Origin of the sequence: Apilactobacillus micheneri, from assembly GCF_002993975.1 — a bacterium.
GTDB lineage: Bacteria > Bacillota > Bacilli > Lactobacillales > Lactobacillaceae > Apilactobacillus > Apilactobacillus micheneri.
Window position 1 is genome coordinate 106203 of the sequence record NZ_POSO01000004.1, and the last position, 20291, is coordinate 126493.

Sequence of the window (20291 nt, forward strand, 5' to 3'; positions counted from 1 at the left end):
ACCTTTTCAAATTTAATATAGTTAAAATAATATTATTAAAACTACTTTAATTGATAATAAGGTAAACAAGATATAAACCTATGCAAAAATATTTTCATAATTTTATATCACCTCGCAGATATTATAACTTATCAATCATATAATTTATAGCTAAATATTATTAACTTTACATTACTGAATAAATTTAACTGCCGTTCCATATGCAACAACTGATTGCATATCATTACCAATCGATCCAGAGTCAAATCTCATCATAACAATGGCATCTGCATTCTTACCTTTTGCTTCATCTTTCATTCTCTGAATAGCTTCTTCTCGAGAATTATGTAGCATTTGGGTATATCCTTTAATTTCTCCACCAACAAGATTTTTTAGACCAGCGGCAATATTACTGCCTAGATTTCTTGATTGTGTAGTTACACCAAATACTTCTCCCAGCACTTCATAGTTGGTGCCAATGTTTTCAGTAGTAGAAACTAACATTTCTAAACATCCCCTTAAATAATTTAATTATAATCATATAATTCTTATTTTCCTAACAAGTCAACTCATAATAAATTTGCAAGAAATAGTATTGTATATATTTACCATTTAGTGTTAATATTTAATTGTTAATAAGTTTATATATTAAATACTATAAATATGGATGAGTACTAAACTACAAATTTTTAGCGAGTTAAGGATAGTGAGAGCTTAATAATATTGTTATTTAGGAATAACACCTATTTGTTTTTATTTCGAAACTTAAGTAGGAATAAACGTTTTTCATACGTTATATGAAAAAGTGGCCTTATTTAAAAAGGCATTTTAGGTGGTACCGCGGAAAAGAGCTTTCGTCCTTTGATGGATGAAGGCTCTTTTTATTTTATTGTATTTAATTAAATTAGAAAGGTGTGTAATTTATATGCAACAACTAAGCGTTATTGATTTATATGACAAAGATATCGAAGACAAATCAACAGTTGCTCTTGAAGGTTCAGTAAAAACTATTCGTGGATCAAAGAATATTAGTTTTATTGAATTAAATGATGGTTCATGCTTTAGAAGTGCTCAAATTATCTTGAAAAAAGATAACCCTAACTTTGAAGAAATTAGTAAATTACCTATTGCCTCAACAATTACTGTTGAAGGTGAATTTGTTAAAACTCCAGATGCTCAACAAGCATTTGAAATTCATGGACAAAAGGTAGAACTAGTTGGTCATTCCAATGCTGACTACCCATTACAAAAGAAGAAACAAAGTTTTGAATACTTAAGAACAATTGCTCATCTACGTCCAAGAACTAATACCTTTTACTCTGTATTCCGTATCCGTTCATTAGCAGCATTCGCTGTTCATGAATATCTACAACACAATGATTTCGTGTATGTTAATACCCCTATCATTACTAGTAGTGATGCTGAAGGTGCTGGAGCAATGTTCCGTGCCACCACTTTAGACATGAATAATTTACCTAAAGACGATAAAGGTAATGTTGATAATTCAAAAGACTTTTTCAAAACTGTTACTAATTTGACTGTTAGTGGTCAATTACAAGAAGAAGCTTTTACCATGGCATTTAAGAATGTATATACTTTTGGTCCTACCTTTAGAGCTGAAAATTCACATACCCCTCGTCATGCTTCAGAATTCTGGATGATTGAACCAGATATGGCATATACTCGCTTACCAGGTATGATGGATTGTGCTGAAGGTCTATTAAAATATGTTATCAATTACCTTCTAGAACATGCTAAAGATGAATTAAACTTCTTAGACAAAAATGTCGAACCTGGATTAATTGAAAAATTAAAGGGTACTGCCGGTAAAGAATTCGCTCGCGTAACTTACACTGATGCAATCAAGTTATTGCAAGAATCTGGTGAAAAGTTCGATATTCCGGTTAAATGGGGTATGGATTTAAAATCTGAACATGAACGTTACTTATGTGAAGAAATTTATAAACGCCCTACTTTCTTAACTGATTATCCTCGTGATATTAAAGCATTCTATATGCGTGATAACGATGATGGTAAGACAGTTGCCGCTTCTGATTGTTTAGTGCCAGGAATTGGTGAAATTGTTGGTGGAAGTGAACGTGAAGAACGTGAAGATGTCCTTGATCAAAAGATTCATGAATTTGGCTTAAAACCTGAAGAATATGCTTGGTATGCTGAATTAAGAAAATATGGTGAAATTAAGCATTCTGGATTTGGTATTGGATTTGAAAGACTAGTTATGTATGTAACTGGTATGGAAAACATCAGAGATGTAATCCCTTACCCACGTGAACCAGGAAACGCACCATTCTAATTTGTTAATACAATAAAAGAGATAACAGATACTTTAATAATCTGTTATCTCTTTTATTTTGCCTAAATTATTAATACTAAAAACACCTAATTCTTTAAAATTATAATTAATCAATTGAATAACAAATAATTCATTGTCTATATCAAATTCAATTGGAACAGTCATAATATTATTGATTTTTAATTGTTCTAATAATTCTGTTTTTGCATCCATAAAGGATTTAATTTTGGTATTATTTTGTACTAAATTCGTAGAAGGAAAAAAATAACCAAACTCACCACGATATGTTACTTTAAGTAAATTTTGTTTTGATTCAAGGATTTTAATTATATTAGACAAGTTCATTTCTCCTTTCATAAAAATATAATTGGTAATCTAGATTGATAAGATTTATACCACAGAAATATAGTCAGATAAAGACTCAATAACTTAATTTTTAAATGCTAAAATGTAAATCCAGACTTTTTTAGGAGCGATTATATATCGAAGAAATTAAATCACAAAATAGTAAAAAATATATGAAAATAAAAAGATGGCTTAAAATATTTGGCCCTGGGTTAATTGTTATGTTAGCAGACACTGATGCTGGTTGCTTAATAACTGCCGCTCAATCTGGGGCCCAATATGGATATTCCATGATTTTGCCACAAATTATTTTAATCCCAATTTTATATATGGCACAAGAAATGACTGTCAGATTAGGTATAGTTACTAAAAAGGGGCATGGTGAGTTAATCCGTGAACATTTTGGTAAAAAATGGGCTTACTTGTCAGCCGTAACTTTATTTATATCGGTGATTGGCGCTTTAATAACTGAATTTATAGGGATTGCTGGAGTTGGTGAATTATTTGGCATTTCTAAATGGATAACAGTTCCATTTGCAATTATTCTATTATCGTTAATTGGATTAAATGGCAGTTACAAAAAAGTAGAACATATTGGAATTGCTGTTGGCCTTTTTGAATTAGTATTTATTATTGGTTTGTTTTTCGTCCACCCTTCATCAAGTCAAATTATAAACGGATTTATTAAACTACCAATAAATGATCCAAATTACATATACTTAATTGCTGCGAATGTAGGTGCAGTAATTATGCCGTGGATGATATTTTATCAACAAGGTGCTGTTATTGATAAACAATTAAAACCTAATATGATTAAAGAAGAAAAATATGATACAGCTATTGGTACCATCATCACTCAGGCAATTATGATTGGATATATTATTTTATTTGCTGCAATAGTAGCAAACAAAAATAACATAATAAAATTAAACTCAGTCGCAGATTTAGCTAGTGAATTAGGCAACTTTTCTGGTATCAACACAGCAAAAATCATAATTGGACTAAGTATTATTGGTGGTGCCTTTGTCGCAGCCATTGTTGTAGCATTAGCTGGTACCTGGGGAATTACTGAAGTCTTAAACGTTCCTCATAGTTTAAATTACAAAATAAGTCGTAAAAATTTATATTTTTATTTAATATATGTATCTGTATTTTTAATTAGCGGTATTATGGTCTTATTTATGCAAAATATGATTGATATTACTATTTTTATCGAGGTATTAAATGCCTTAATGACTCCAATTGTATTAGGATTTTTATTAATGTTAGAAAACAAAGCCCTTCCCAATAAATACAAAATGCATGGATTTTATAAATGGCTGGTTATTATTTGTTGCCTAATAGTTATGATATTTGGTATTTATATGATTGGCCCTACTTTAAATTTTTGGTAAAAATTTTATCAAATAAAAAAGACCTAATATAATTGGTCTTTTTATTTTACATAGTTACTTTTCCATCATTTCAGAGATAGCATCAGCCATTCTATGAATTCCTTCATGAATTTGGTCATCTTTCATATTAGAAAAATTTAGTCTAAAAGTTCCTGGAATAATTTCATCTGGATAAAATGGTTCTCCTGGAACAAAAGCAACATTATGTTTAACACAATTCTTAAATAATTCCATAGTATTAATATTGCCAGGTACTTCAACCCATATAAACATCCCGCCTTCTGGATTACTATGCTTAACACCTCTTGGAAATTGTTTATCAATTTCTTTTAACATCATTGATGCACGACGATGATAAGCATCGCGAATTTTTTGAATATGAAGATCTAAGTTATTGTCCTCCATATACTGAGCAACAATATATTGGGACAAATTATCTGAATGCAAATCTGCAGATTGCTTCATTACAACAAACATATTTACAAATTTTTCATCAGCAATAATCCATCCCAAACGCATTCCTGGTGCCAATATTTTAGAAAAAGTACTCATATAAATGACATGCCCATCTTTATCAAAATGTTTAATTGGATCAATAGATTTTCCCGAATAACGAATTTCACCATATGGATCATCTTCCATTACCATAACATCATATTTGCTTGCTAAATCGGCAACTTCTTTTCTACGATTAGTAGGCATCGTTCTACCTGTTGGATTTTGAAAATTTGGAATGGTATAAATAAGCTTTACATTTGGATAATTTTGCAAGGCAGTTTCTAGAGAATCAGCCTTCATTCCATTTTCGTCCATATCTACACCAACAATTTTAGCTCCATAACTTCTAAATACATCCAATGCACATAGATATGTAGGTTTTTCAACTAAAACCACATCACCCTGATTAATCATCATCTTAGAAATTAAATCAATAGATTGTTCGGATCCAGTAGTAATACAAATATTTGATGATTTACAGTTAATATGTTTATGAGAATCCATTCGATTAGCTACTAATTGTCTTAATTTCGAATTACCAATGGAAGCAGTATACTGTAAAGCATCTTGGCCATGTTTTTCAAAAACTTTGTCAGATGCTTTTTTCATTTCATTTACTGGAAATAATTCTGGAGCAGGTAGACCTCCCGCAAATGAAATAATTTTAGGATCCCCAGCTACCTTTAAAATTTCACCTACCACATCATTGTTTTGTTTGGGTACGCGATTTGAAAACTTAAAATCCATAATACTTCACTCCATTCATTCTTATATTATGAATAATAATAACATAATAATTAAAATAAATTAATAAATTTTTAATGATATTCCAATATAAAAAAGACTGATCATAAAAATCAGTCTTTTTTATAAATAATTTAAATTATGATAATCTACCAATCATAACGGCAGCAAATACAATTAAAATCAATCCAACGATTGTGAATAATAATTCTTTTCTGTTTTTGTGTTCTTTTAAGATTAATAAACCACCTAGTGTTGAAACAACAACATTCATTTGAGTTAATGGGAATGAAGTTGCAACACCATTTAGACTTAATGAAGTTAAGTATGCTAAGGTACCTAAACCACCTAGTAGTCCAATAATTCCATTCTTAATAGTAAACTTAGATTTCATTAATTGAACACTACTCTTACCATTCATAATAAATGAAATAACAATAGCACCTAAACACATACCAATTGTTTGAGGTAATAATCCAACAATTCCAGAAGCATTTGGAATTCTAGGGAATACAGAACAAGCTGTGTAACCTAAAGATCCAATAAGTAATAATGGAATACCAGCTTTATAATTCATCTTCACTCTAGAAACTGATTTATCAACATAACTAGTAGAAAATACTCCAATAATTAATAGAGCAATACTGATAAAACCAATTGTTTTAGCATCAAGAGAGCCCCATTCACCCCAAAAAATAACACCACATAATGGGATTTCAATTAATTGCAATCCTGTTGAAATAGGCATTGCTGAAGAAACATTCATTTTTTGGAAAGAACTAAATTGAGTAAACTGAGCAAATGACCAAGCCATTCCACCTAAGAAAGGCCATAGAAATTCTTGGAAAGAGATTGATGGTCTAGTAAATGCATAAATTATTAATCCAACAATAACTTGTCCATATCCAGTACCCATAACTTGTTCAATTGGACGACCACCAACTTTAGTGGCAATTAGAGGTCCAACCCCCCACAATAACGCGGGAAGTATTCCGATTAAAATATTCAAACTCATATTAGAAACACTTCTTTCTCATTTGATTACAAAATTAATTATGCACTTCTTTATAATTAAAGTTAAATAAAAGCTATATATCATTTTGTATATTTATTATTATACATTTGGAATCGATTTTAGTAAAGCGCTTTCATTAATTTTCATTTAAGTTATTTTTAAGTATCTCTATTTACAATAAATTAAAAAATATATGGAAGTGATTTAAATGAAAAAAAGGATAATAAAACAGTTGATTTTAATAACTACTATCTCATTAATCTTATTTACTTCATTCATTAATACTAAAAATCAAAATCAAGTAATAAAAAGAACAAACCCAGATAATCAAACTGAGTTTGTTTGGAAATAATTATAAATCATGATGCTTTCTTAAATAATGCATCATTAGATAAATAATCACAAATGTAATAAATACTGTAAATAACCATGACCAACTACTATTAGCAAAAGGCAATCCAACATTCATCCCATAAAATCCACTAATAATTGGTGGGATTGCAAGGATTAAAGACCAGATAGTAAGAATTTTCATAGTCTCATTTAAATTATTATTAATGATATTACTGTAAGTGTCTTCAATCTGACTAACAATTTCATCATTAACATCAAACATATATTTACATTCACTATATTCAACAACAACATCATCAATATGCTGATCTTGATGATTATTAAAGGTAATTGGAACTACAAAATTATCACTAGATTTTTGTAATTGATTAATAGCCATAATATTAGCAGCTGTAGATGATTTTAAGTAGACTAAGTCATTTTTTAAAATAGCAATTTCATTAAGTTGTTTATTATTAACAGTTTTACGTAGTCCTTGTAAATGTTCAACATCTTCGTTGATTTCATCTAATTTATTCATGTATGGCTTATTAATTCTTTCTAAGATACTAAAAATAACATCAAATTTATTACAACTACTTTGTTGTTTAACACGATATCTAGAATCACTTTTAGTTATAATAACATCTTCAGTGAATGCAGCAACTACTGGCGAAGTATCAACATTTTCATCTTGTCCGCTTATCAATGCACGTGCAATCAAAACTGAATATTTTTTCACAGAATCATATTCAAAACGAGAATGTTCATGTCGATCAAGCATGTATCCTTTTAGGATGTTAGGTAATTTATAATCATCAATTGTGTTAACTACCTCTTTAGTGTTAGCATCAACCAATTCAATCCAAGTTGAATCAATTAATTTATGTACCTTCTTCAAAGATAATCCCTCATTTTTGTATAATTATTTTAACTTAAATAATTGATAGTAAAATTTAAGTACTGATACAATATATTATATATGTTTTTATCATTATGAAGAAAGGATTTGGCTTAATATTAATAATTATAAAAAAGTAGCTATTTTAATGGCATCAAGCTTATTTATGCAATTTTTAGATGCAACTATTTTAACAACTGCCCTACCATATATTGGTAAAAGTTTGGATGTCCCAACTAACTCATTGTCTTTAACTGTTAGTATTTATTTCATTACCATGGCTATTTTCATCCCATTAAGTGGATGGATTGCCAAAAGAATTGGTAAAAAAAATGCTTGGATGTTAGCAACATCATTATTTGTACTTAGTTCATTAGGAGATGCCGTTGCTCCAACATTTTCTTTCCTACTAATTAGTCGTTTTGTACAAGGTTTTGCTGGGTCATTAATGACCCCCACTGCTAGATTAATTATGTTAGAAAAGACTCCATCTAATCAATTACTAAAAATGGCCAATTATTTAGTTTGGCCTGCTTTAATTGCACCTGCAATCGCACCAATGTTAGGAGGATTTATTGTTAAATATCTTAGTTGGCAGTGGATTTTCTTGCTTAATATTCCTATTGGTTTGATTGCCGTAATCATTGGAAATGAATTAATCGAAAAAGATGATAATAAGATACGCAGTAAATTTGATTTGTTAGGTTTTATTGAGATTGCTATGTCATCTGGACTAATTTTAATTGGTGCAGAAATAGCAACTTATGGTAAACATTTATGGAAGTTATCAGGTATTTTAGTAATAATTGGCTTGTTAATGATTTTATTAGTTGGATACCATTTATCAAAAACAAAAGAACCATTATTTGAAATAAAGGCTTTAAAAGTCAGTTCATTTCGAATTTATCAAACTGGCGGAACCTTTTTATGGCTATCTGTCGGTGCATTACCATATTTATTAACTATCTATTTACAAACTGTATTCCATTGGTCCGCATTAACTGCTGGATACTATGTAATTTTTGTATTTATAGGTAATATCGGAATCAAACCATTTACCAATATGATAATTAAAGCAATTAAATATAAATGGTCATTAATTTTAGCATTAATTACCGTCGCTATTAGTACTGCATTAATTGCATTAGTCCGTCCAAATACAAGCGGTATAATTATTGCATTATTAGCATTGTTATCGGGTTGTGGTCGATCTTTGGCACTAACTTGTTATAATGCAGTCACTTTTTCGGAAATTCCCATGGACGAAAGAAATTCTGCTAACACTCTAAGCTCAGTATTACAGACTATGGCACAGGGATTAGGAGTTTCACTTATCTCAGTAATTGTATCTGCATTATCAACTTTTGTAAGTGTTAATATCGCATATGAATATGGATTTATCTTTTTAGGAATTTTAATGATATATCCAATTATTGAGGTCCTAATGCAACCCAAAGATTTTGGGTTTAAAGCGTTATAAAAAAAGGTTCACTGAATCCAATCAGTGAACCTTTTTTATATAATAAGATTATTTTTAATTTTATCCACGACCATTATTAAATGCTGGATATAACTTCATACCACCATCAACAAAGATTGTGTCACCAGTTACGTATGATGATTCATCAGATGCTAACCAAGCAGCCGCAGCAGCAACTTCATTTGGCTTACCAATACGACCCATTGGAACTAATTCAGCAGTTTCTGCATAGGTCTTTGGATCAGCAAACTTTTTAGCATTAATTGGTGTATTAATTGCACCTGGAGCAATTGCATTTACACGAATATTCTTTTCAGCATATTCCTTAGCAACTGTTTCAGTAAGTAATTTACTACCACCCTTTGATGCTGCATAGTCAGCAAAATGTGGCCATGAAATTTGTTGATGAACTGAAGACATGTTAATAATGTTACCTTGTTTATTATTATCTAAGAAATAATTTAAAGCAGCTTTAGTACCTAAGAAAGTACCTGTTAAGTTAACATTAATAACCTTGTTCCAATCATCTAATGATAATTCATGAGTTGGAGCTTCTTTTTCCATACCAGCATTATTAATCCATAAGTCTAAAGTCCCAAAATGTTCAACAGCAGTATCTACTAACTTTTGAATATCTTCTTCTTTAGCAACATTGGCTTGAACGGCAACAGCGTCTCCACCTTCATGCTTAATTTGATCAACAGCTTTTTGAGCTCCTGCTTCGTCAGAATTATAATTAAATACTAACTTCATGTTTTCATTTGCTAAACGAGTAGCAACAGCATTACCAATACCTTTTGAGGCACCAGTAACAACTGCAACTTTTCCCTTAAGATCTGTATACATTGAAATCATTCCTCTCTAATTATTAACTATTTAAATTATTACATACATTATAAAAAAACGTTAATAATTTGTTTCTATATTATAAAACTAATTAATATTATGGATAGTATTAACAATACAATGTTAGTTAATGTAAAGATTTTTAAAAATGGCCAACTACTCTTATCTGCATATTTTTGAACTTGCTTAAAAGCTAATAAATTTGCTAAAGATGCAACTAAGCTACCTAATCCGCCAATATTAACACCTAAATATAATGGATAAAAATCATTAGTAAATTTTGCAATCAAGACTGCTCCTGGAACATTACTAATGATTTGACTAATTAATGCCCCAGAAAAAAATACTTGATGTGATGTATTCAGTAAATGATTCAAGCCACTAATAACCAATTGGTTGCGACTTAAAATACCAACAATCAAAAAAAATCCAACAAAAGATAATAATAATGAATAATCTACATCAATAATTGTTGAACGATTAATATAAGTTCCATAAATTAGGGTTATTGCAAAAGGAATCAATAAATTAATTACCTCAAATATGCCAAGAAAGATAAAGATTATTAATATAATCACTGGCAAACATTTTTTGTAATCCAAGTTAATTTTTGATAAATCGTTGGCATTAATTTTTTTATTTTTTACAAATAATACCAGACACCCTAAAATAAACATTCCTAATAATAGAATTATAAAAGCTGGATTAAAAAATTGATTAATTGATAAATGATAATATGATAATAAAAATACATTTTGTGGATTACCGAATGGAGTTACAGAACTACCTAAGTTAGCAGCAATTGTAATCAATGTTACCGGATATGGAATTGATAATTTTTGTGTATAAGCAATTTCTATATATAAAGGTACTAAAGTGATAATTGCGATATCATTTGTGACTAGCATGGACCCCAGAAAAGAAAATATTGTCATCAAAGAAACTATTTGTCGAGTACTATGGGATATGTTAATTATATAATCGCTAAAAAATTTTAAAATATTTAGAGACTTAATAATTGAAACTAACATCATCATAGTAAATAAGGATATAATGGTAGTGAAATTAATATCATTCATTCTAGGAGTGCCAATAAACAGCATTATAATAAGTATCACGATAACAATTTTAAGTATTGGGTCATAAAAAATATTATTTTTAATTTTATTCATTTATAAATTCATCTCATTTTTTAATTGCAATTTTTTTATCTTTATATATAATTTAACATTTATTTTAATATTTTCTACTTTTTCTTTAAAGTATGCCTATTTAGTGGTATGTTGTATTCTATTAGGTAAAAATTACATAAAATTTTATATTTATTTGGAGGATTTAGTTATGAAAGCTAAATTTGATAAGCTATCCTTTGCCGGAATGTTGATCGCATTAGGTATTGTTTATGGTGATATTGGTACATCACCTTTGTATGTAATGAATGCAATTATCGGTGATGCCGGAAAAATGTCTGACATTACTCCAGATTACATTGTAGGATCTATTTCACTAATAATTTGGACCCTTATGATTATTACTACCGTGAAATATGTCCTAATTACAATGAAAGCCGATAACAACGGTGAAGGTGGTATTTTTGCTCTTTATGCATTAGTAAGGCGTCGAGCAAAGTGGTTAGTTTGGCCAGCTTTAATTGGTGGAGCTGCCCTTTTAGCTGATGGTACTCTAACTCCTGCGGTTACCGTAACTTCTGCTGTTGAAGGTTTGAAGGGACAATCATTTGGGGCCATCTCTTTCAGTAATTCCCAACAAGATGTTGTAATAATTACATCTTGTGTATTATTAGTTCTATTTATTATTCAAAGGTTTGGGACTGGAATTATTGGAAATTCTTTTGGACCTGTTATGCTAGTTTGGTTCTCATTTTTAGCAATTATGGGAATTATTAATTTATTACATTATCCTATGATTCTAAAGGCTTTTAATCCAATCTATGCTGTAAGAATTCTATTTAGCCCTACTAATAAATCGGGTATTTTTATTTTAGGTAGTATTTTTCTTGCAACCACTGGTGCTGAAGCATTATATTCTGATATGGGACATGTTGGTAAAAAGAACATATATGGTACTTGGCCATTTGTATATATTTCATTAATTCTTAACTATTTAGGTCAAGGTGCTTGGATTATTAAAAATTCCCATAATCCTGCATTTGCCGGATTAAAAAATTTAAATCCATTTTATGATATGTTACCAAGTAGTTTACGTGGATTTGCAATTGCAATTGCGGCATTAGCAGCTATTATTGCATCACAAGCATTAATTACAGGATCATTTACATTAGTAGATGAAGCAATTGGTTTGAAGTTCTTACCTCGAATGATTGTTAAGCATCCAAGTAATGTAAGAAGTCAAATCTATATTGCAACTGTCAATTGGTTCTTATGTATAGTTACATTTATTGTATTATGGTTCTTCAGAAGTTCAGAACGGATGGAATCAGCTTACGGATTAGCAATTACAATTACGATGTTAATGACTACTTTATTATTATTTGAATTCTTGTCATCAAAGATTAAACGTGTCTTTGCATTTTTCATTGCGCTATTCTTTGCAGTAATCGAATTTACATTCTTCTTAGCAAGTGTTGTTAAATTCGTGCATGGTGGATATGTAACCCTAATTATTATGCTTTCTATTTTATTAGTTATGATTCTTTGGTACTTCGGTAACAAACGTCGTGATCATTATGAAAAAGAAAGTGAATATGTTTCATTATTGGATTATCGTAAACAATTATCAGAATTAAGTAATGATGATTCAATTCCTTTGTATACATCTAACTTAGTTTATATGACTAAAATTAAGAATGATTATCAAATCAAACGTAGTACTATGTATTCTATTCTAGATAAAGAACCTAAACGTGCCAAAGTTTATTGGTTTGTAACGGTTAATGAAACTAATAATCCTTACGAAAGTAATTATACTGTTGATTTATTAGATACTAAGAATGTTGTAGATATTCAACTTTACTTAGGTTTTAGAAAACAACAAAGTGTAAGTATTTATCTACATCAAATCGTTCATTACCTAATAGAACAAGGCGTAATTGATCCACAAAAGCAACATTACTCATCAACTAATGTTCCTGGTAATGTTGGTGATTTTAAATTTGTTATTATTAATGAAAGACCTTCTGATTTAGCATTGAATTCTGAAATTAATGCCTTTGATCGTCAACTAATTTCTGGAAGAATATTCTTACAAAATATTACTGCTTCTCCTATTTCATGGTATGGATTAGAATTCAGTAATGTAATTGAAGAGTCTTCACCATTGTTTATAACAATGCAACATGATCAATATTTAGTACAAAGAAAGATATATCATTCAATTCATTCTAGAAAAAAATAGTAAATAAAAAGATTTACCATTAAGTTGGTAAATCTTTTTTTATTGCTAAAAAATATATGAATTGATACATGCTAATAATACAACAATATAAACAATAGCAAGTGTTTTTCGATACCAAAGGCCCTTAGAATTGTTAAACCAATAATAAACGTATATTGGTGCCATCAATATACAAATAATTCCTAACAGCATAATACCAATATATAAGACCGGTGATGAATCACTTATTCCACTTATGATAAATATAAATGGAAATACCAATAATCCTAAATTAAGTAACATTTCCTTAGTGAATGAATTCATTGTATCATCTCTTCTTTATTAAAATAATTTTTCTTAAAATGATAGGTGCTATTAAGGTTGTAGCAACTATTGAAGCAATTATAGTTGAATAATAACCTTCACTAATCAAATGAGCATTTAATCCAATGCCAGCTATAATGAGTCCAACTTCACCCCTACTAATCATTCCAGCACCAATTTCCATTGAAGATATCGAATTGAATTTACTTATTTTAGCACCCAACATTGCGCCAAAAAATTTAGTTATAACTGCTAATACAGTAAATATAACAAAAACTAATAAATTATTTACAATCCCGCTTAGCTCCATATTTAATCCTACATTAGCAAAAAAAACTGGAATAAATAATGAATATCCAATATTTTCAAATTTATTAGATATATCTTTTTTGAAATCAGTACGACTAAATATAATACCAGCAAAAAAAGCTCCTGTAATGGTACTTAAAGATGTTTCTTCAGCCAAATAAGATAATGCTAGGCATGTAATCATAGCAATTTCAGTGATTCCTACATTAAATTTTTTTATAAAAAGATTTAACCATTTGGTAATTACTTTATATAAAACATAAACAAGGATAAAGAAACCAATTTGAAGTAAGATAGTGATAATAATATTAGCATTATTATCATCACTAACTCCAAAGAAAGATACTGCAAAGCTCAAAGCCAAGATTGATAAAACATCATCAGCTACTGCAGCCCCTAAAATAGTGATTCCCTCAACGCTATCTAGTTCTTTCATTTCTCTCAAAACTTCAACCGATATAGAAACAGAAGTAGCCGCAAAAATAATTCCAATAAACAAACTTTCTACATTAGAAAAACGATGCATAATACCGGCAATGTACATGAACAAGATAGGTGCTAGAATTCCTAAAATTGCAACCAATAAACTGGGGTTTAAATATTTTTTTAATAGATCTAAATTACTTTCTAATCCAGCAATAAACATCAATATAATGACGCCAATGTCTGAAAAAGTACTAATTATAGAGCCAGTATGAACAATATTTAAGATTGATGGACCCAAAAATACTCCGCTGATTAATTGTCCCACTACCCCTGGTAAGCCAAGCCTTTGGAATAGCTTACCAAATATTATTGTAAAAACTAAAATTAAAATTAGTTCAATTAAATAATTCAAATAACTACTCTCCCTTAAAAACATATAATTATCTAATATATTAACATAACTAATTGTCTATAATCTTACATTGAACTACTTAATAATTTACGTTATAATTATAAATACATATTCAAATTCACCACTAAATGTTACTTAATTTTTTCTTGCTATTATTTTCTGTAACATATGAGTGGACACATAATATAAAAGGCTGCTGATTCTTTCAGCAGTCTTTTTTTATCCAACGTGATTTTCTTTCAGAATCATTTGAACTTCTTGTTTCATTTCGTCGTTCTTTTTCCATTCTTCAAAATGATCTAAGTTTTCATCTGGCATCGTATAATTTTTGTTAATATAGTCTTCATAATTTGCAACATGATCAGAATGAGGAATGTTTAATTGAAGAATTCTAACCTCTTTAATAAATCCTTTCTCTGCAGCTAATTCAGCTCGACCGTTCTGCACCATGTTACTGATTTCCATATACTTGCTTCCATCTAGCCTAGTAATTTGTTCAATTAAATCTAATGTTTCATCACTTTTATATTCTTCAGACATTACATAATATCTCCTTACTAAAAAATCCGCATAAACGGATTTTTTATTATTTTACACTCATTTTTTGAGTTTTATGATGTTTTTTTATACCTGATGCCTGTTCTAATTTACCAGGCAACTTCAATGTTTTTGAAGGCTTTACAATTGAAGAAGGATTTTTAACAATATGACTAATCGAATGACCAGAAATATTTACTAAACAGAAAAACATAGTTGCAAAAACAACCAACCAAGTAAATGCAACCGTTAATTTGGGCATTTTTTCACTAATAACAGAACTATAGAAACGTTTCTTTATTTTTGCAGCTACCCTTTTTTCATCAGGATGTTCTTTTTGTTCAGTTTCAATTACCTGATTTTGATATTTATTAATATCAAAGTCTTTTTGAATTTGCTTTTTATCAGTTTCAAAATCAACTTTTTGTTGTTTGGATAGACCTTTAAACCATTTAGTAAATTCACGATATTTCTTAGTAACATCCTTAGTTTTACCGATAGTTTTTAATTCACCATAATTAATCCAGGCAACACGATCACAAAGTAACTCAATTTGTCTTAAAGAGTGACTAACAAAAATAATGGTTTTACCTTCAGCTTTAAAACCAGCAATTTTATCAACACATTTTTGATAAAATGTATCATCCCCAACAGATAGTGCTTCATCAATGATCAAAATATCAGGCTTAATATGAACAGCAATTGAGAATCCTAATCTAGATCTCATACCACTTGAATAACTTTTAACCGGTTGATCAACGAAATCACCAATATCAGCAAAAGAAATAATATCATCCATCATATTATCAATTTGGTTATTAGTAAGACCCTGCATTAATGATTTTAATCTAATATTTTCACGACCAGTTAAATTTTTTCTTAAACCAGCACTAATTGCAACAATAGATGTATCTCCTCTAACATCAACAAAACCACTAGTTTGTGGAATAATACCAGATATTATATTTGATATAGTGGATTTACCTGAACCATTAACCCCAATTAATCCTAAAGTTTCTCCTGGTTTGACATCAAAAGAAATTCCCATTAAAGACCAAAAATGAGGTACATTAGTTTTAATCGAAAAAAATGATTTTAATTTATCAGCTTGAGTTTTAAATAAGTCATATTCTTTTGTTACATTTTGAACCCTAATTTTATAATCTTCTGTCATTTTTATACTTCCTAAAATTTTATTCAGTTTGTTTATTATAAAACTACAAGAGTATTATATCAAATCAAAGTATAACTAAAAAGCTAAACTAAAACTTTAAAGCCCCTGATGCAATCCAATAGTTTTTATTATTTAAGTTAATACGGTACCAATTGGTGTTATCTTTACCTTTTACACCTGATTTATCATAAGTAATTAAATAATCACTAGGTACTTTTACGTCATCCCAATTAGTAACTTTTGCTCTCTTAGATGACCCTGGCATATCATTATAAAGACGATATTTACCATAATTGTTAAGGTAAGCATATCCAGACTTGTTATTATAATTATTTTTAAATTCTTTATGTCTGGTTATATTTGATAAGTCTTTTGACTTAATCCAAGCATTACCAGTCCCTGGAATATAGATTCGATACCATTCTGTTCTTACTCCATCATTATCAATGATGGCTTTCGCACTAGTATGATAGCTGTCATCAACCAAATCCTTATTTTCCTTAACCTTTTTACTCAAATATGGTGAATTAAATACATGATTATAAACATTGCTATGAGTATTAGTATTTACAGTAACTTCTTTATTTTCTTTAATGTAATTAACTTTAGGCATCTCTAAAGCCTTTGAATATACCCAATATTTTTTCTTTGAATGTTCTGATAGTCTAATTCGATACCATTTAGATTCATTTTTACCATAATTACGAATGCCCAAACAATCAACAAATACTTTCTTACTGGAATTTAAAGATTTATTCCAACCATAAGACCTGATATTACGAGTAGTTCCCTTTACATGATTATATAATTTATATGTTCTATATTTATTGGATAATTTGAAAGTTTCTTTACCATCTGATCCAACATACTTAGTAATGTTTTCTTTTTTAGGTTGTTCAGGTCGTGTTACTGGTTGTGTTGGTTGTTCGGGTTGTGATTGATTAGAATTATTATTTTGATTATTAATATTGTTTTGTGTGTTATTATCTTGTTTATTATTAGATGGAACTGAACCAGAGTCGTAAGTTTTTAAATTATTTTGATTAATAAATGAAATTAATTTGTTGGAATAAGCTGGATCAGTAGCATATCCATCAGCTTGAATATTAATAGCAGCTTGCTCAACTGTTGGGGCCATAGATCGATGAACATTTGAATATCTAATATTATTGTTTAAGAAATCAGCATATCCCTGTAGACTACTTAATAAATCAGGATAAGTACTAAAAGTAGAATTTGTTGTATAACTATTTCCATTACTAAATTCAGTAGTTGAGGTGTTAATACCTTGCCCATTTGTAGCTTTAATGCCAAATAAGTTATTACTGCTTTGGGTTAGAGAACTTTGCCCATAAGCACTTTCAATAGCTGCTTGTGCAAGTAATAATGAAGGATATAAGTCATTTTTATTAGCAATTCTTTGTGCTAATGGACCAAGTTTATCAAAAAAGTTTTGACTATTTAATTCACTAGAAATAACGCTTACATTATTAGTATTACTAACATCAACACTAGAATTGTTGGACTGATTATTATCATCTGCATTAACATCTAACACTTTAAAAGAAGTCATAACTGCACTAACAGTCATAACTGATAGAAAAGCCTTTGCAATATTTTTATTTCGCATAATCTTCCTCCATGTTTATGTATATTATCTTCTTATGCCACGCTTATCTGCGCTTAATTTATTTTGTTGATTTTTAAATTTTTCCCAAGTCTTATCTTTTTTAGCTTGTGACTTAGAATTATTTGATCTTTTTTTAGTAAATTTCATAAATCGAACTCCAATCTTCGGTATTATAACATTAATAAGATAAATATTTATATACCCTTAAATAAAATTATAACATCACTATGCGTAAATCGTTATTACAAAACAAAAACATTTATATAATAAAAAGCATCAGGATGAAATCCCAATGCTTTTTTATTATTTTATTGAACAGTAACACTTTTAGCTAAGTTTCTAGGATGATCAACGTCTAATCCTTTATTCAAACTTGTATAGTAAGCAAGTAGTTGAGCAGGAATAACGCTTAATAATGGTGTTAACATACTATTTACATCAGGAATGATAATATCATCGTCTTCTTTAGCCAATGCTTTGGTTACAATTGTAATAGCTTTAGATCCACGAGCCATTGTTTCTTCCAAATTACTTCTAGTTAAATTAGAAGTATTCTTTTGAGTAATAATTCCAATAACTGGAGTCTTATCCTCAATTAAAGCAATTGTACCGTGCTTTAATTCTCCAGAAGCAAATCCTTCAGCATGGATATATGAAATTTCTTTAAGTTTAAGGGCAGCTTCCAATGAAACAAAGTAATCAATTCCACGACCAATGTAGAATGATTTGCTAGCATTTACAAAATAGTCTTGGGATAGTTGATTCATTTTTTCTTTTTCGTCAACAATTGTTTGCATCCCTGTAGCAACTAATCCTAATTGTTGTCTTAAGTTAAATTCAGTAGCCGCTTTAATTTGATCTGCTTCACCCAAACCTTTAGCTAAAATAGCTTCAACAGCAATTTGAGCAGTATATGCTTTAGTAGATGCAACGGAAATTTCAGGACCCGCATGTAATAATAAAGTATAGTCTGATTCACGTGATAAAGTTGATTTAGCAACATTAGTAATAGTTAAGCTCTTGTAACCGGCTTTGCTAACATTAACTAATACTTCACGACTATCAGCAGTTTCACCACTTTGACTTAAGAAAATAAAAAATGGATTCTTTGATAAGAGTGGCATATTATATGCAAACTCAGAAGCAACGTGAACTTCAGTAGGAATTTGAGCCATTGTTTCAAATAAATTTTTACCTACTAAACCAGCATGATAACTAGTACCAGCAGCAACAATGTATAAGCGATCTGCTTGTTTAATTGATTTTAATAAATCTTCTTCGATTTCAGGATTACCATCTTCATTTAAGTATTCAGAAGATAGTTTTCTCATAACATTAGGTTGTTCATCAATTTCTTTAAGCATGTAGTATGGATAAGTACCCTTATCTGTATCACTAGCATCAATATCAACGTGGAATGGTTTACGGTCTGTAACCTTATTACCATCCTTATCTTGAATATCAATAGAATCTGGTTTGACAGTAACAAAATCACCATCATTTAATTCTAAGAATTCATGAGTTACGTTTAACATTGCTAATGAATCTGAACAAACAACATTACAACCATCACCGATTCCAATTAATAAAGGACTCTTATCTTTAGCAACATAAATAGTATCTGGTTCCTCACGATCCATTAATTGAAATGCATATGAAGATCCTTTATCTAATAATGACAAAGTTTTTAAAAATGCATCTTTAGCATTCATGTTTTCTTTAGTTGCAAAATAATCGACTAATTGTACAACTACTTCAGTATCAGTTTGAGAAGTAAAAGTAAAATCACTTAAATATTGTTCCTTTAACTCTTTATAGTTTTCAATAACTCCATTATGAACAAGATAAAAACGATCATCTTGTGAGTAATGAGGATGAGCATTTTCTACCGTTACTCCACCATGAGTAGCCCAACGAGTATGACCAATTCCAGAAGTTCCTTTTACGTCTGAACCAATAGCCTTTTTTAAATTAGAAATAGCTCCAGTTCTTTTAATTAGACAATCTTTACCATCTTTATCACTTACGTAAAGACCAGCAGAATCGTATCCACGATATTCAAGCTTTTGTAAACCATTTATTAAAATATTAACCGCATTTTTATTTCCTGCGACCCCAACAATTCCACACATATTTTATGTTCCTTTCAATTTTATAATTGGTATAGACATTCATATTGTATTTTTTTCAAGACAAGTAATAGATTACAATGATTTACAATATATGTCAATTAGTAAGAATAAATTGGTATAGTTGTATGTAAATTTATAAAAAAA

The 20291-nt window shown here is 29.4% G+C and carries 19 protein-coding genes and 1 other annotated feature; of the genes, 5 read left to right on the top strand and 14 right to left on the bottom strand.

Translation table 11 applies throughout. The features are described 5' to 3' along the window. Nucleotides 1–171: 171 nt before the first annotated feature. On the bottom strand, nt 172–483 hold the full coding sequence (locus tag C7N41_RS06550; protein ID WP_105964890.1) for a heavy metal-binding domain-containing protein: 312 nt from the start codon (nt 481–483) through the stop codon (nt 172–174). Nucleotides 484–627: 144 nt separating this feature from the next. Continuing rightward, nucleotides 628–844, top strand: a binding site (T-box leader). A gap of 60 nt (nt 845–904) precedes the next feature. Here C7N41_RS06550 and asnS point away from each other — a divergent pair. After that, nucleotides 905–2293, top strand: coding sequence for an asparagine--tRNA ligase (gene asnS / locus C7N41_RS06555; RefSeq protein ID WP_105964891.1), 1389 nt, complete (start codon nt 905–907; stop codon nt 2291–2293). Between the two features lie 33 nt (nt 2294–2326). Here the strand turns inward: asnS and C7N41_RS06560 are convergent, their stop codons facing one another. After that, nucleotides 2327–2632 (bottom strand): hypothetical protein, encoded by a 306-nt coding sequence (locus C7N41_RS06560; protein WP_105964892.1) that lies wholly within the window; start codon nt 2630–2632, stop codon nt 2327–2329. A 227-nt stretch (nt 2633–2859) separates the two neighbouring features. Here C7N41_RS06560 and C7N41_RS06565 point away from each other — a divergent pair, with 227 nt between their 5' ends. After that, a complete protein-coding gene (locus tag C7N41_RS06565; RefSeq protein ID WP_225362884.1) occupies nt 2860–4032 on the top strand; it encodes an NRAMP family divalent metal transporter in 1173 nt (390 codons plus the stop codon). 54 nt (nt 4033–4086) lie between these two features. Here the strand turns inward: C7N41_RS06565 and C7N41_RS06570 are convergent, their stop codons facing one another. Both C7N41_RS06570 and C7N41_RS06575 read right to left on the bottom strand, forming a co-directional pair. After that, complete coding sequence (locus C7N41_RS06570; RefSeq protein WP_105964894.1) at nt 4087–5277, bottom strand: aminotransferase-like domain-containing protein; 1191 nt, start codon at nt 5275–5277, stop codon at nt 4087–4089. 136 nt (nt 5278–5413) lie between these two features. Then, nucleotides 5414–6289 (bottom strand): GRP family sugar transporter, encoded by an 876-nt coding sequence (locus C7N41_RS06575; protein WP_105964895.1) that lies wholly within the window; start codon nt 6287–6289, stop codon nt 5414–5416. A 208-nt stretch (nt 6290–6497) separates the two neighbouring features. Between C7N41_RS06575 and C7N41_RS07705 the strand changes: the two genes are divergently transcribed. Next, the gene (locus C7N41_RS07705; RefSeq protein WP_157944986.1) at nt 6498–6641 is read left to right on the top strand and encodes a hypothetical protein; all 144 of its coding nucleotides are present in this window, start codon (nt 6498–6500) and stop codon (nt 6639–6641) included. On the opposite strand, the gene C7N41_RS06580 is transcribed toward C7N41_RS07705, so the two are convergent. After that, on the bottom strand, nt 6642–7523 hold the full coding sequence (locus tag C7N41_RS06580) for a magnesium transporter CorA family protein (protein ID WP_105964896.1): 882 nt from the start codon (nt 7521–7523) through the stop codon (nt 6642–6644). It abuts the gene before it with no gap. A 148-nt stretch (nt 7524–7671) separates the two neighbouring features. Here C7N41_RS06580 and C7N41_RS06585 point away from each other — a divergent pair, with 148 nt between their 5' ends. Then, a complete protein-coding gene (locus tag C7N41_RS06585; protein ID WP_105964897.1) occupies nt 7672–9003 on the top strand; it encodes an MFS transporter in 1332 nt (443 codons plus the stop codon). Nucleotides 9004–9063: 60 nt separating this feature from the next. On the opposite strand, the gene C7N41_RS06590 is transcribed toward C7N41_RS06585, so the two are convergent. Together C7N41_RS06590 and C7N41_RS06595 are read right to left on the bottom strand one after the other, a co-directional pair. Continuing rightward, nucleotides 9064–9849, bottom strand: a complete 786-nt coding sequence (locus C7N41_RS06590) for a glucose-1-dehydrogenase (RefSeq protein ID WP_105964898.1) — start codon at nt 9847–9849, stop codon at nt 9064–9066. Nucleotides 9850–9923: 74 nt separating this feature from the next. Next, on the bottom strand, nt 9924–11021 hold the full coding sequence (locus C7N41_RS06595; protein WP_105964899.1) for an SLC13 family permease: 1098 nt from the start codon (nt 11019–11021) through the stop codon (nt 9924–9926). Between the two features lie 169 nt (nt 11022–11190). Between C7N41_RS06595 and C7N41_RS06600 the strand changes: the two genes are divergently transcribed. Then, complete coding sequence (locus C7N41_RS06600) at nt 11191–13224, top strand: KUP/HAK/KT family potassium transporter (protein ID WP_105964900.1); 2034 nt, start codon at nt 11191–11193, stop codon at nt 13222–13224. Between the two features lie 45 nt (nt 13225–13269). Here the strand turns inward: C7N41_RS06600 and C7N41_RS06605 are convergent, their stop codons facing one another. From C7N41_RS06605 to glmS, 7 genes are all read right to left on the bottom strand, one after another. Next, on the bottom strand, nt 13270–13527 hold the full coding sequence (locus C7N41_RS06605) for a hypothetical protein (RefSeq protein ID WP_105964901.1): 258 nt from the start codon (nt 13525–13527) through the stop codon (nt 13270–13272). Nucleotides 13528–13531: 4 nt separating this feature from the next. Then, a complete protein-coding gene (locus C7N41_RS06610; RefSeq protein WP_105964902.1) occupies nt 13532–14674 on the bottom strand; it encodes a cation:proton antiporter in 1143 nt (380 codons plus the stop codon). 219 nt (nt 14675–14893) lie between these two features. Then, nucleotides 14894–15214: a hypothetical protein gene (locus tag C7N41_RS06615; RefSeq protein ID WP_105964903.1), complete on the bottom strand. Its 321-nt coding sequence runs from the start codon at nt 15212–15214 to the stop codon at nt 14894–14896. Nucleotides 15215–15260: 46 nt separating this feature from the next. Then, nucleotides 15261–16385 carry an ABC transporter ATP-binding protein gene (locus C7N41_RS06620; protein WP_105964904.1) on the bottom strand — a complete coding sequence of 375 codons (1125 nt, stop codon included), beginning with the start codon at nt 16383–16385 and terminating at the stop codon, nt 15261–15263. 88 nt (nt 16386–16473) lie between these two features. Further along, nucleotides 16474–18015 (bottom strand): glycoside hydrolase family 73 protein, encoded by a 1542-nt coding sequence (locus tag C7N41_RS06625; protein WP_105964905.1) that lies wholly within the window; start codon nt 18013–18015, stop codon nt 16474–16476. A 24-nt stretch (nt 18016–18039) separates the two neighbouring features. Next, on the bottom strand, nt 18040–18162 hold the full coding sequence (locus C7N41_RS07870) for a hypothetical protein (protein ID WP_263850929.1): 123 nt from the start codon (nt 18160–18162) through the stop codon (nt 18040–18042). A gap of 161 nt (nt 18163–18323) precedes the next feature. Further along, nucleotides 18324–20147 (bottom strand): glutamine--fructose-6-phosphate transaminase (isomerizing), encoded by a 1824-nt coding sequence (gene glmS / locus C7N41_RS06630; RefSeq protein ID WP_105964906.1) that lies wholly within the window; start codon nt 20145–20147, stop codon nt 18324–18326. Nucleotides 20148–20291: the final 144 nt, after the last annotated feature.